The sequence below is a fragment of the Rubrobacter marinus genome (assembly GCF_011492965.1).
GTDB lineage: Bacteria > Actinomycetota > Rubrobacteria > Rubrobacterales > Rubrobacteraceae > Rubrobacter_F > Rubrobacter_F marinus.
The window spans coordinates 2,462,784-2,475,582 of record NZ_CP045121.1 but is presented as its reverse complement, the minus strand read 5'-3'; the positions used below and the strand labels follow the sequence as shown (position 1 = coordinate 2,475,582).

At 69.1% G+C, this 12,799-nt stretch carries 13 protein-coding genes and 1 pseudogene; 7 read left to right on the top strand and 7 right to left on the bottom strand.

Annotated elements, in window-relative coordinates; all coding sequences use genetic code 11:
• Nucleotides 1-79: 79 nt before the first annotated feature.
• Complete coding sequence (locus GBA65_RS25845) at nt 80-2,098, top strand: malic enzyme-like NAD(P)-binding protein (protein ID WP_166396879.1); 2,019 nt, start codon at nt 80-82, stop codon at nt 2,096-2,098.
• A 269-nt stretch (nt 2,099-2,367) separates the two neighbouring features.
• On the opposite strand, the pseudogene GBA65_RS26505 reads toward GBA65_RS25845, so the two are convergent.
• Together GBA65_RS26505 and GBA65_RS25305 are read right to left on the bottom strand one after the other, a co-directional pair.
• Nucleotides 2,368-2,796, bottom strand: a pseudogene (locus GBA65_RS26505) (FAD-dependent oxidoreductase); the annotation flags it as partial.
• Between the two features lie 2 nt (nt 2,797-2,798).
• Nucleotides 2,799-3,131 carry an NAD(P)/FAD-dependent oxidoreductase gene (locus tag GBA65_RS25305; protein WP_407691016.1) on the bottom strand — a complete coding sequence of 111 codons (333 nt, stop codon included), beginning with the start codon at nt 3,129-3,131 and terminating at the stop codon, nt 2,799-2,801.
• A gap of 261 nt (nt 3,132-3,392) precedes the next feature.
• Here GBA65_RS25305 and GBA65_RS12750 point away from each other — a divergent pair, with 261 nt between their 5' ends.
• The 4 genes from GBA65_RS12750 to GBA65_RS12735 all read left to right on the top strand — a co-directional run bounded on the left by GBA65_RS12750 (nt 3,393) and on the right by GBA65_RS12735 (nt 6,629).
• Nucleotides 3,393-3,728, top strand: coding sequence for a hypothetical protein (locus tag GBA65_RS12750; RefSeq protein WP_166396877.1), 336 nt, complete (start codon nt 3,393-3,395; stop codon nt 3,726-3,728).
• Nucleotides 3,729-3,848: 120 nt separating this feature from the next.
• A complete protein-coding gene (locus tag GBA65_RS12745; RefSeq protein ID WP_166396876.1) occupies nt 3,849-4,070 on the top strand; it encodes a hypothetical protein in 222 nt (73 codons plus the stop codon).
• A 44-nt stretch (nt 4,071-4,114) separates the two neighbouring features.
• Nucleotides 4,115-5,218, top strand: coding sequence for an AI-2E family transporter (locus GBA65_RS12740; protein WP_166396875.1), 1,104 nt, complete (start codon nt 4,115-4,117; stop codon nt 5,216-5,218).
• A 55-nt stretch (nt 5,219-5,273) separates the two neighbouring features.
• The gene (locus GBA65_RS12735) at nt 5,274-6,629 is read left to right on the top strand and encodes an alpha/beta fold hydrolase (protein WP_166396874.1); all 1,356 of its coding nucleotides are present in this window, start codon (nt 5,274-5,276) and stop codon (nt 6,627-6,629) included.
• On the opposite strand, the gene GBA65_RS12730 is transcribed toward GBA65_RS12735, so the two are convergent.
• From GBA65_RS12730 to GBA65_RS24410, 4 genes are all read right to left on the bottom strand, one after another.
• The gene (locus GBA65_RS12730; RefSeq protein ID WP_166396873.1) at nt 6,626-7,276 is read right to left on the bottom strand and encodes a GNAT family N-acetyltransferase; all 651 of its coding nucleotides are present in this window, start codon (nt 7,274-7,276) and stop codon (nt 6,626-6,628) included. The two genes, GBA65_RS12735 and GBA65_RS12730, sit on opposite strands and share 4 nt — an antisense overlap.
• A gap of 71 nt (nt 7,277-7,347) precedes the next feature.
• On the bottom strand, nt 7,348-8,145 hold the full coding sequence (locus GBA65_RS12725) for an ABC transporter permease (RefSeq protein ID WP_166396872.1): 798 nt from the start codon (nt 8,143-8,145) through the stop codon (nt 7,348-7,350).
• Complete coding sequence (locus GBA65_RS12720; RefSeq protein WP_228281305.1) at nt 8,145-9,002, bottom strand: ABC transporter ATP-binding protein; 858 nt, start codon at nt 9,000-9,002, stop codon at nt 8,145-8,147. The genes GBA65_RS12725 and GBA65_RS12720 overlap by 1 nt, the downstream gene beginning before the upstream one ends.
• Before the next feature lie 100 nt (nt 9,003-9,102).
• Complete coding sequence (locus tag GBA65_RS24410; RefSeq protein WP_228281304.1) at nt 9,103-9,621, bottom strand: uracil-DNA glycosylase family protein; 519 nt, start codon at nt 9,619-9,621, stop codon at nt 9,103-9,105.
• Nucleotides 9,622-9,899: 278 nt separating this feature from the next.
• Between GBA65_RS24410 and GBA65_RS12715 the strand changes: the two genes are divergently transcribed.
• Together GBA65_RS12715 and fba are read left to right on the top strand one after the other, a co-directional pair.
• Nucleotides 9,900-10,634 (top strand): class E sortase, encoded by a 735-nt coding sequence (locus GBA65_RS12715; protein ID WP_166396871.1) that lies wholly within the window; start codon nt 9,900-9,902, stop codon nt 10,632-10,634.
• Nucleotides 10,635-10,772: 138 nt separating this feature from the next.
• Nucleotides 10,773-11,801, top strand: a complete 1,029-nt coding sequence (fba, locus tag GBA65_RS12710; RefSeq protein ID WP_166396870.1) for a class II fructose-bisphosphate aldolase — start codon at nt 10,773-10,775, stop codon at nt 11,799-11,801.
• A 40-nt stretch (nt 11,802-11,841) separates the two neighbouring features.
• Here the strand turns inward: fba and GBA65_RS12705 are convergent, their stop codons facing one another.
• On the bottom strand, nt 11,842-12,690 hold the full coding sequence (locus tag GBA65_RS12705; RefSeq protein WP_166396869.1) for a CPBP family intramembrane glutamic endopeptidase: 849 nt from the start codon (nt 12,688-12,690) through the stop codon (nt 11,842-11,844).
• Nucleotides 12,691-12,799 lie beyond the last annotated feature (109 nt).

Sequence of the window (12,799 nt, the reverse complement as noted above, 5' to 3'; positions counted from 1 at the left end):
GCCCGGCCGGGGTACGTAGAATCCGCGGCGCAGACGATCGAGGACCGGCGGGGGAAGCCGGAGGGAAAGGAAGGGTTCCATGGAGGCCATACCGAGCGCGAGCTACAGCATGACGTTGCGGGTCGAGTTCCCGCACCAACCGGGGTCTCTGGGGGCGATCCTCACGACCATAGGCGAGGCTGGGGGATTGGTCGGCGCGGTCGACATCGTCCGCATAGGCGGCGACAAGACCGTCCGGGACATCACGGTAAACGCGCGAAACTCGGACCACGGGCGCAGCATCGTCGAGGCGGTGGACGCGCTCGAAGACACGCAAGTGCTCAACATCTCCGACAGGACGTTCCTCATGCACCTCGGCGGCAAGATCGAGGTGCGCTCGAAGATGAACATCCGGACGCGCGACGACCTCTCCATGGCCTACACGCCGGGCGTTGCGCGGGTGTGCAAGGCGATCGCGGCGGAGCCCGAGCGGGCCTTCAACCTCACGATCAAGCGGAACACCGTCGCGGTCGTCTCCGACGGCACCGCGGTCCTCGGCCTCGGGGACATCGGCCCCGAGGCGGCGATGCCGGTGATGGAGGGCAAGGCGATGCTCTTCAAGGAGTTCGCGGGCGTCGACGCCTTTCCCATCTGCCTCGACACCAAGGACACCGAGGAGATCATCGAGACCGTCAAGCGCATCGCGCCCGCCTTCGGCGGCATAAACCTCGAAGACATCTCGGCGCCGCGCTGCTTCGAGATCGAGGAGCGCCTCAAGCGCGAGCTCGAGATCCCGGTCTTCCACGACGACCAGCACGGCACCGCGGTCGTCGTCCTCGCCGCGCTCATCAACTCCTTGAAGATCGTGGGCAAGGAGATGAAGGACCTCAAGGTCGTCGTGAACGGCATCGGGGCGGCGGGCGTGGCGTGCGCCAAGATCCTGATGTCCGCCGGGGTCGAGCACGTCGTAGGCTGCGACTCCCGCGGCATCGTCCACCGGAGGCGCGACGGGCTGAACGCCTCCAAGCGGTGGTTCGCCGAGCACACCAACCCCGAGAACCTCACCGGCGGCCTCACGGAGGCCATGCGCGGCTCGGACCTCTTCCTCGGCCTCTCCGTCCCCGGGGTGCTGACGCCGGACCACCTCGACACGATGAACGAGGACCCCATCGTCTTCGCGATGGCAAACCCGGAGCCGGAGATCATGCCGGAGGCGGCTTTCGGTCACGCCAGGATCATCGCCACCGGGCGCAGCGACTACCCGAACCAGATCAACAACGTCCTCTGCTTCCCGGGCATCTTCCGGGGCGCCCTCGACGTGCGCGCCCGCGAGATCGACGAGGAGATGAAGCTCGCCGCCGCCCGCGCCATCGCCGAGGTCATCACCGAGGAGGAGGTCTCGGAGGACTACGTGATCCCGAGCGTCTTCGACGAGCGCGTCGCCCCCGCCGTCGCCGAGACGGTCGCCCAGGCGGGAAGAAGAGCGGCCAGGCCCGTCGCATCAGCCAGCAGGAACAGGAGATGGGCACCTCGGCCCCCTCGCTTTCTAACCGGGAGATCTGGCCGCCGCCGTCGCCAGTCCTGCGACGGCGGCTCGGCCTCCCCCACCAGGAGAAGCGCTTCACGCGTGCCGTTCGGGGCCGATTGCCGTCGGCAGATCACGGCTTACAATAAGAATATGGCAGGCTTGCGGAAGATCTTCGTGTGCACGACGCCCGGGAGGGGCGTTGCGGGGCCAAGGGCGGGGGTGAGCTCTACGAGCGCTTTCGCGAGGAGGTCGAGGGGCTTGGCATCTCCGCATCGGCGGTGCTGCGCAACGGCTGCAGCCGCCGCCACGAGGAGGGGCCGGTCGTCTTCGTCTTCCCGGACGACGTCTGGTACACCCGCGTCGGCCCCGAGGACGTCCCCGGGATCGTGGCTCGCCACCTCGCCGGAGAGGCCTCCGGCAGAACCTAGGGCCCTTCGGGGCTGCGGTACCGATCCGCCGTCCGCGCGTCGAACCCGACGCGCCCGACGCGCTCCAGCGCCCAGTCCGCCCCGGCCAGCAGGCGGCCCCTGCGGCTCTTCATGTAGTAGAGGAAGATGCTCCTGTAGAGCGCCTGCGCGGCCGGGCCCCTGAGCCGCGCCCCGAGCGCGACGGCGGCCCCGCTCTCCGGCCCGAGGCTCACGGCGTACCCGCGGTCGAAGAAGCGGAAGGGCGGCCGTCCCCTGCGGGAGCGCGCCCCCGGAGCCTGCGCTTGAGGTCCCGGGCGACCCAGGGCCCCTGCTGGACGGCGAGGGAGGCGACGGGGCCAGGGGGCCCAGGCGCGGATCTTCGTACCGGCCGCCGTCCCCGAGCACGTACACCTCCGGGTGGTCGGGGAGCGTCAGCCGGTCCGTCACGCGCGCCCTGCCCCCTCGTCGTGCTCCCCGGCAGGTCCCGGACGAGCGGGGCCGCCCGCACCCCGGTGGTCCATACCCGGACGCCCGCCGGCGTCTTCTCCCCCCGGCCACGACCCCCGAGCCGTCCGCGTCGCTCACGGGGGCGTCGAGCCGCACCTCGACCCCGAGCCGCCCGAGCTCCTCCATCGCGACCCGGTGAAAAAAGGGATCCAGCCAGCCCATGAGCCGGTCGGTGGCCTCGAACAGCACCACCCGCGGCTCCTCGGCCGGCGGCCGGACGGTCCTCCTCCTCAGGTAGTCGAAGAGGACGGCGATCTCGGCCGCCAGCTCGACCCCGGTGGCCCCGCCGCCCGCGACGGCGACCGTGAGCCCGCCCTCGGGTAGACCGCTTCCCCTCGTCGCGCTCCGCCAGGCCTCGTTCAGGGCGTGCCTCAACCTCAGCGCGTCGTCGAGGCTCCAGAAGGTCTGGAAGCCGTCGCCGAGGCCCTCGGGGGCGGTACCGCGACGCTGCCGGGGGCGAGGACGAGGTACTCGTAGCTGACGTCGCCGGAGGAGGTGCGGAGGACCTTCTCCCCGAGGTCGACCCCTAGCGCCTCGGTACGCAGGAAGGCGTGGTCGTCGGCGGCGGAGGCTACGGGCAGGCGGACCGTATCCGGGTGGACGCGCCCGACGGCGACCTCGTGGATCAGGGGTATAAACGCGTGCTCGTCCGCCCGGTCCACGAGGAGCGTCTCGGAGGGGCGCCGGAGCGGGGCGGGGAGGTTCCTCAACAAGGAGCCCCCGGCGAACCCCGCGCCGACGACGACCAGGCGGGCGCTCTCGGGGCGGCGGAAGTGTTAGCGTCGCGTGCTTGCAAGTCCCGGCTCCCCCTCGGTGTCATGGCGGCGAGTATACATACCCCCTCCAAAGGTGAGGCACTTTACAAAACGATTACGCATCCGTAGACTCTACGCACCGACCAAAAAGGGGGGTCGGATTGAATGGGGAAAACAAAGGGACAACTCGTCTTACGGGGCTAGAAAGGGGCCGTAGTGGCGAAGGAGGAGTCGGGCGTGGAGGAGATCATCCCCGGGCTCATAGTACGGCACACCAACCGTCGTCTGGGTAGGCTCGAGCTTTCGGATGCTTGTGAGCGTTTGATCTGCGGCAAGATCTCCTTTTCGGAGTTCGTGGATCAGGTCGGCGAGGGCTTTCGGGAGCTTCTGGACTTCATGATGGAGCACGACCTGCACCCGGGACGTCCGGAAGAGGTCGTCTACTGCGTGGATTGTTACGCCGATTTTTGCTGCAGGGAGACCATCAGGTCGCAGCTCGGCGAGCTTTACCGCATGGGTGCCGCGCGCGTGGCGGGGGCGAAGGCCAGCTGAGGGAGGGGCGCCGCCCGCGCCCGCCGTGTTCGAGGACGATCGGCGTTAGAATCGTGACCCATAGCATGGGTCCGGCTGCCGGCCGGGCCTCGTAGGCGACGGAGGCGGGAGGTCTCGCGGGTGGACGACGAAACGCAGAAGAGGTTGATCACGATCCTGTCGAGCGGCATCGCTTACGCTCTGGCGAGCCGGCTGGCCGAAAGGTTCATAAAGGAGCCCGAGGTCCGGGGCGTGAGCGACGACTTCAAGGAGGCGCTCCTCAAGGCGGGCTTCTCCCTCGTCTCGACCCTCATCGCCTCCTACCTCGTCCGGCAGGTCGTCGGCAGCCGCTGGGGTTCCTGAGGCGCGCCGAGGCATCCTCCGCAACCCACCCGTAGGTTAGCGCTTTGGGCTCCGGGCTCCTGCAATCGGCGCGCTTCGCGCTCGTCCTGGGGCTTATCGTGGCCGGGGGACTGCTCCTCTACGAGCTGATCGGGGTCGTAGAGGTTCTGGTCCTCGCCCTGCTCATTGCCCTGGTGCTCGCCCCCGCCGTGGATTTCCTCGTGCGGCTGGGGCTGCCGCGCTCCTTGGCGCTGATCGCGGTGGTGATGGGCGTGGTCGTGGCGCTCGGGCTCCTCGGCTACATCGTCTTGCCCCTCCTCTTGGACCAGGGCGGTGAGTTTCTGGCCCGGGCGCCGGGGGTGGTGCGCCGGGTGCAGGACTACGTGCAGGCGACAGGCGAACGCTACCCCTTTTTGGGCGGCTCCGGCGGCGTGGCGAGCCTCGACCTCACCGAGGCCGTCCAGCAGGTCATACAGAGGGCCGGCGAGCTGTGGCGGATAACGACGCGCGGGGCCGGGCTCCTCCTGCAAGCCCTGGGCGCCGTCGTCATGGCGCTGTACATGGTCTCCAACCCGAGGCCGCTCCTCAACGGCATCCTCGCGCTCTTCCCGCTCAACAGGCGCGGGCGGGTCGAGGAGATCCTCGACCTCATAAGGCGGCGGGTCTCCGGTTGGATCCTCGGCCAGCTCGCGGCGATGGCCCTGATCTTCGTCCTCACCTGGATCTCGCTCGTCATCCTGGACGTGGAGTTCGCCTTCACCTTCGCCGTCCTCACCGGCGTCCTCGAGATCGTGCCGTTCTTCGGCCCGATCATCGCCGCCGTCCCCCCGATCCTCGTCGCCTTCGTCGACTCCCCGACGAAGGCCCTCCTCGTCGTGGTCGTCTACGTCGTGATCCACCAGGTCGAGGCGCACGTCGTCTCCCCGATGGTGATGGCCCGCAGCGTGCGCCTCCATCCCGTCGTCGTGATCCTCGCCGTCCTCGCGATGGGCGACCTCCTCGGTCTCGCCGGCATCATCCTCGCCGTCCCGACCGCCGCCGTCGTAACCGTCCTCCTGGACGAGCTCTACGTGAAGCCCCTCGGCGCCGCTCCGAACGACGGGGAGGAGCCCGCGCCGCCCACGGACGAACGGGAGAGGGCGGGCCGCACGGGCGCCTCGCGCCCCTGACGGGGACCGGCCCCGGCCGTGTGTTTGGGGTGACGGGTTGGGTTATCATTCGACCATGAGCGCAGTCATCATCGTGGTGGTGTTGCTGGTGGGCGTTCTCGTCGCGGCCTCCGTCGCGCTCGGGCGGCGCACGGACGAGGTGGACAGCGCCCGCGACACCGAGTACCTGGAGCTCGAGGGCAGCTGGATCCGCTACCGCGTCTCCGGCGGCGGCCCGCCGGTGCTGCTCGTGCACGGCTGGCTCTCCTCGGGCAGGGTCTGGGAGCGCCTCGCCAACCGCCTCGCCCAGCGTTTCACCGTCTACTCCCTGGACCTCTCCGGCTTCGGGGAGTCGGACAAGCCGATCTCCGGCTACGGCGTCCGCTACGGCAGCCGCCTCCTGTACGCCTTCTGCGCCCACTTCGGCCTCACGCGGGCCGCGGTCGTCGGGCACGACCTCGGCGGCGCGATGGCCGTTAAGCTCGCCGCGGACCACCCGGACGTCGTCGGCCGGCTCGTCCTCGTCGCCACCCCGGCCGACGAGGACCAGATGGACCTGCCGACCTTCCTCTGGCTCGCCACCCTCCCGGTCGTGGGTCCCCTGTTCTACACCCTGGGCCGCTACCTCAGGCCCCTGCGCGGGCTCTGGATGCGCCCGTTCGTCTCCGACTCCGGCGACCTGACCGAGGAGGCGATCGACGACGCCGGGATGGCGACCCCGGCCTCCGTAACGAAGACCCTCAACGTCGCCCGGCGCGAGCTCTCGCGCGGCCGGCTGGTCCGCCAGGCCGGCATCATAAAGGTGCCCGTGCTCGTCATCGTCGGGGAGGAAGACCAGATCGTGGACCCCCAGGCGGCCTCGGACTGGGCCCGGGCGCTCCCCACCGTTGAGGTCGTGCTGGTCGAGAACGCGGGCCACCTGCCGATGCTGGAGCGTACCGGCGAGTTCAACGCCCAGGTGCTCGCGTTCTTCACCGGGGACTCCCGGTACCTGGAGGCGATGGTCGAAGAGCCCCCTTACGAAGACGAGGAAGGGTTACCCGACGACGCGGAACCCGCCGCCGAGGCCCCCGGGACCTCGCCCGAGGACCCGACCACCCCGAACGTCGTCCGCAAGCAGCACGGCCGCTACGATTCGCCACAGGGGACTTCTCCCGAGGAGGAGCCCGGGGCCGAAGAGGGCGCCGGGGATGAGGCCGACGGCGCGCAACGCGAAGACCCTTCCAGCAACGGGAACGAGGATCGGCCCAGGGTCATCAGGCGCCGCCCGGCGGAGCCGGCCGAAGGGAGGAGAGAGGAACCGCTCTCGGAGGTGCCCGAGGATCTCTTCCAGTGGCCCGAGGCGTGGAAGGAGTTCCGCCCGCGCGAGCGCTCCCGACGCCAGGATCACGAGGAGCCCGAGGGCCCCGAAGACGCCCCCAACGGCCGCTAGGCCCCGTCCCTCCCGAACTTGTCCTGGATCTCCTTGCGCAGGTACAGCCAGCTGCGGATGCCCAGAAAGTACCCCGTGAGCACCGAGCGCTGCTCCGAGACCTCCTCGTACCCGTACGACTCGTACAGCCTGAGGGCCGGGATGTTGCCGGCGCTGACGTGCAGCCCGACGGTGGCCTTGCCCGTCTCCCGGGCGAGGTCCTCGGAGGCGTCGAGGAGGGCGCGGGCCATCCCGCCGTTGCGGTGGGCGGGGGAGACGACTAGCCGCTCCACGTAGGCCTCCCGGTAGCTCGCGGCGTAGCGCGGATACGAGAGCAGGGTCGCCGCCCAGGAGGCGCGCAAGAAGCCCAGGGCGCGCTTGAGGGACTCCCACAAGCCCCCGGAGAGGGCGTCGTCGTCGGACTCCCCGACGCGCACCCCGACGCTCGCGGCGATCTCTCCCGTCGCCGCGACCTCGACGACGAGCGAGCGGACCCCGCCCACGGTGTGCTCCAGGCGGACCCACTTCTCCATGATCCAGACCGACCGGTCCATACCGCGCCCGAAGATCGGGCGAAACTTGTCCAGGAACCCCTCGACGACGAGGCCGGCGATCTCGGTCTCGTCCCGAACCTCCGCCTCGCGCACGGTGTAGGTCTCCTCGAACATCGGAAGATCGTAGCACTAAAGCCCGGTCCGGGATGTCCCGCCGGATCTCTCGCAGAGGGGCAGCCCGCCGCCTAGCTTATGAGCCGCTTGCGCATAAAGTAGATCGGCAGCAGGAAGAGGGCGGCGGTGAAGACCAGCATCCACGCCACGTCGACGAGCACGCCGGGGGACGGGCCGATCGCGAGCTCGCGGCAGACGTTCACCGCGTGGTAGAGGGGGGTGAACCAGGCGATCTGGGGCACCGGCGCCGGGAAGTCCGTTATGGGGAAGAAGATGCCGCTGAACAGGAACAGCGGCGTGACGACGAGCGTGAAGTAGTACGCGTAGAGGTCTATGCGGTCGATGAGGCTGGTGAACAGCGTCCCCGTGACGCTGAACATCACCCCGATCAGCAGGAGCGTCGGCGGGATCAGGATCGCCCAGAACGAGCGGATGAGCGGCTCGTCGAAGACGACGCCGAGCACGGCGAGGACCGAGAGGAACCCCGTCCCGTAAAGGGCCGCCCGCGTCCCCGCCCACAGGTACTCCGCCGCGACGACGTCCTCGACGTTCACGGGGGTCGTCACTATGGCGTCGTAGACCCGCTCTATCTTCATCTTGACGTAGGTGTTGAAGGTGCTCTCGAACGAGGCCGCGAACATCGCGTTGCTCGCCAGGAGGCCCGGCGCTATGTACTGCACGTAGCTCTGCCCGCCGACCCCGCCGGCCTGGATGAACGCCCCGAGCCCGAGCCCCAGGGCCGCGAGGTACAGGAGCGGCTCGAAGAGGTTCGGCAGCAGTGCGGTCTTCCAGTACTTGCGGAAGATGGTCGCGTTGCGCTGCCACACCCGGAGCGTCCCGCGGGGCGAGGGTATTCTCACGGCGTCCATCAGTCGATCAGCCGCCTTCCCGTGAGCCTCATGAAGACGTCTTCGAGGCCGGCCCTCCTGTGCAGCGTGTTCTCGACGGGTACGCCGGAGTCGCGGATCCGATCCTGCAACAGGCCCGCGTCGGACGTGTAGGCGAGCAGCGCCTCCCCGGCCCGCTCGACGGCGTCGGAGTGGTCCTCGACCAGGGGCAGCAGCTTCTCCAGGGCATCCTTCCCCGCCCTCAGCTCCAGCACCTCGGGGCTCACGTACTCCCTCACGAGCTCGTCGGGGGAGCCGTGGGCAATGATCCTGCCGTCCTCCATGACGACGAGCCGGTCGCAGAGCTGGGCGGCCTCCTCCATGTAGTGGGTCGTGAGGATCAGGGTCTTCCCCTCCGACGTGAGCTCCCGCAGCCGCTCCCACACGAGGTGCCTGGCCTGGGGGTCGAGCCCCGTGGTCGGCTCGTCGAGGACGACGATCTCGGGGTCGTTTATGAGCGCGCGGGCTATGAGGAGCCGCCGCTTCATCCCGCCGGAGAGGTGCTCGACCTCGGCGTCTGCCTTCTCCGTGAGCTCCACGAACTCGAGCAACTCCTCGGCCCGCCGCAACGTCTCTTTCCTCGGCATGTCGTAGTAGCGGCCGTAGACGAGGAGGTTCTCCTTTACCTTCAGGTCCTCGTCGAGGTTGTTCTCCTGAGGGACGACCCCGATGCGCCGCTTTACGGCACGCTCCTCGCGCCCGACGTCGAGCCCCGCGACGGTGAGCTCCCCGCCGGTGCGGATCGCGGCGCCGTAGATCATCTTCATCGTCGTGGTCTTGCCGGCCCCGTTGGGCCCGAGAAACCCGAAGCACTCCCCCCGGCGCACCTCGAAGTCCACGCCCCTGACCGCCTCGAAACCTTCGTAGCTCTTGCGGAGCCCCCGCGCGACGATGCTGGGCCCCTCCTGCGCGCCACTCGACGCCCCGTTCGTCCCCGTGTCAAAGGTCGATGCCCCCTCTTTCTCCCCGCCGCAGGGCGGCGATGCGTTCCCCCAACAGGCCCAACGCGACGGCCAGACGCTCCTTGTTCTCCGGTCGGTTGAGCCAGGTAGAAGCCCCGGACGGGTGGGGCAGGGGTACATATACCACCCCACCGCGCACGATGGCCTTCCCGACGGCCTCGGAGAGACGGCCGATACCGAGCAACTCCTTTATGGCAAGACCACCGACCGGGACGACGACCTCAGGCTTCAAAAGCTCCAGCTCCCGCTCGAGGTGCGGGCGGCAGTTGCGAACCATGGCGCGCGACGGCACGAGGTCCCCGCCGCCCTTCGCCTTCCCCGGGAAGCACCGGGCTATCGCCGACAGGTAGATCTCCTCCCGAGACACCCCCGCCCGCTCGAACCACCCCGCGAGCCGCCTGCCCGCGGGCCCTGTGAAGGGCAGCCGGGTGCGAACCTCCGTAGAGCCCGGTGCCTGCGCCACAAGCATCGCCCGCACCGCCTTCGGCAGATCCACGACCGGAGCCGCAGCCCCGGGCAGACCCGGAAAGCACCTCGTGCACGACAGAACCCCGGCCCTATGTTCCTCGAGCAGCCTCACCGGGAGGATACTAACCCGCGCGCCAGGAACCCTCCGTGCGTACGATCCCAGCGCATTCAAACCACTAAATAAACCTTCATGAAACCTAAAAAAATCTGCGCCTGATCTTCCTTCTTCTATACAGGGCTGCTAAGATTTGTGTTATGGCACTCATGGACAGGAAACGGCACGGGGGACGGCGTGCCCAGAGGCGGATGCAGAAGCGGCGTCCGCGGACGGGCCTGTACATCTTCGTCGGGTTGGTCGTCGCGGCCGTTGGGGCGCTGGCCTACCTGGGTCTGGGCTCCGCGCTGACCGGGGACGCGGGCCAGGTGGAGCGCGTCCAGACGCCCGCGATCGAGGACCCGCCCGCGGCGGTCTCCGAGAGGGTGGCCGACGAGGCTCGGGCGAAGGAGAGCTCCGCCGAGGAGGAGGCCGCCAGGGAGCGGGCTGCGGAGGAGAGGGCGGCCGCCGAGGAGCGGCGCGAGGCCGAGGCGGTTGTTGCGCCGGAGGACCCGACGATGTACCTAACGGTCCCGGCGCTCGGCATCGAGAACGTACCGGTGATCAACGAGGACTCCGAGGCCGCGCTCGAGGCGGGCACTCAGCACGTGACCAGCACCGGGTTCCCCTGGCAGGAAGGTGCCAACACGTACATCGCCGGACACAGGCTCGGGTACCCCGGGACGGCGAGCGACCACATCTTCTACGACCTGCCGCGTCTCGGTGCGGGCGACGAGATCACGCTCACCGACTCCAACGGCGAGGTGTACAACTACGCCGTCACGAACATCGTGGAGGTCTCCCCGACCGACACGTGGGTCATGAACCCCCCGTCCTCCGGCAACGACATGGTCTCGTTGCAGACCTGCATAGAGAACTTCGGGGATTACTGGACCGAGGGCCCGAACTGGTTCGCCCGCTACGTGGTCCAGGCCGAGCGGGTCTAGGCGAAAAAGCACGACGCTTCAAGAGGCGTCCCCTTCGGGGGGCGCTTTTCTGTGCGAAGCGGCGGGGGGACAATATACTGAGGTGAAGCTCGCGCACCCTTTCGCGGGCGGTATCACAACCCATAGAAGGAGGAATTCGTGGCGCTCGTAACGATGCGGCAGCTGCTCGACGAGGCGGCGAAGGGCGGCTACGGGGTGGGGGCGTTCAACGTCAACAACCTGGAGCAGGTACAGGCGATCATGGAGGCGGCGCGGGAGACGAACTCTCCGGTCATCATCCAGGCGTCGCGGGGGGCGCGCAAGTACGCGAACGACCGGTTCCTCTACCACCTGATGCTCGCGGCGGCCGAGGTGTACCCGGAAATCCCGGTCGCGCTCCATCAGGACCACGGCAACGGCCCCGACACGTGCCGAAGCGCGATCGACCTCGGCTTCACGAGCGTGATGATGGACGGCTCGTTGATGGAGGACGGCAAGACGCCGGCGGACTTCGAGTACAACGTGCGGGTCACGCGTGAGGTAGTCGAGATGGCGCACGAGCGCGGCGTCACCGTGGAGGGCGAGCTCGGTACCCTGGGCGGCATCGAGGACGGGGTGGGCTCCGGCGAGGTGCACCTGACCGACCCGGACCAGGCCGTGGAGTTCGTGGAGCGGACCGGGGTGGACGCGTTGGCGGTGGCAATAGGGACGAGCCACGGGGCGTACAAGTTCACCAGCGAGCCCGACCGCGACGTGCTCGCGATGAACATCATAGAGGAGATCAACAAGAGGCTCCCGACCACGCACCTCGTCATGCACGGCTCCTCAAGTGTGCCCAAGGAGCTCGTCGACACCATCAACCAGTACGGCGGCGAGATCCGGCCGACCTTCGGGGTGCCGGTGCGCGAGATCCAGGAGGGCATCAAGCACGGCGTCCGCAAGGTCAACGTCGACACCGACCTCAGGCTCGCCGCTACCGGCGCGATCCGCAAGGCCTTCGCCGAGGAGCCCGGCGAGTTCGACCCGCGCTACTACCTCAAGCCCGCGCGCGAGGCGATGAAGGGGGTCGTCCGGGCGCGCATGGAGGCCTTCGGCCAGGCCGGCCACGCGGGGGACTACGAGCCGATCACCCTGGAGGAGATGGCGGACCGCTACAAGCAGCAGGGCCACAAGCTCACCGTCACCTAGGGGCAGACGCCGATCACCAAAGGGGAGGCCCGCCGCTAGCTTATCGCGGCGGGCCTCCCCTTTTGCCCGCTCCGTTCGCCCCTCGCGGTGGGCGCAGGGGAGGGCCGCCGTCCTCCCGCGCCCGCGGGTTTCGTAGCAGGAAGAGGCCGTAGGCCACGAAGCCCACCGTGCCGAGGAGGAGCACGATCAGGTACAGGGTGGCTCCGGGGGTAGAGATCGCGACGGACAGCGAGATCAGGGCGTGGGCTAGGACGGCGGGCCAGAGCGAGGCGGTGCGCCAGCGCAGGGCCGCGTAGGTGAAGCCGCCGCAGGTCGCCAGCGCGGTCGCCTGGACGGCCTCGGGCCACGGCCCCGTGAGCACCGAGACGCCCAGGGTCAGGGCTCCGGCGAGCAGCGACGTCGCGACCACCGCCCGGAGGAGCCCCGAGGGCGCCAGGACGCGCAGCATCAAGCCCCTGAAGAGCGCCTCCTCGCCGAACACCGCCACCAGCACCGTCGCCAGCGTGGCGAGGAAGATCCAGACCCCCGGAACCCTGACGCCGTCGGAGAGGGCGAGGACACCGACGAGGAGGGGGAGGGCGAGGAGACGAGCGTTGCGCCACCGCCGGGGCCATCCGAACCCGGCCTCGCGCAGCCATCCCGCCCAGGCGAGCAGCCCGACGGCGAGCAGGGCGACGGCGAACCAGAAGAAGTTTTCCGTGCTCCAGAAGAGGGCGAGGGTCTGCTCGCCCTCCGTCGGCGGCTCGAGGTCCTCGGGCGCCACGTCGCCGACGTCAGAGACCACGGGCCTGCGCGACGCGGTGACGCTGAGGACGGCGATGCCGAACGACGACGCCGCCAGCAAGAGCGCGACGGCTAGAGGGTGGCGCTCCACGAAAGCCTTTATCAAGCTCGGCGCTCCTTCCGGACGGGTTGGCGTCCGTCAGTTTAACCGGCATCGGGCGCCCGGCGGCACGGAGAAGGGGGTTGGATCCTCGCGGATCCAACCCCCTCGTGTC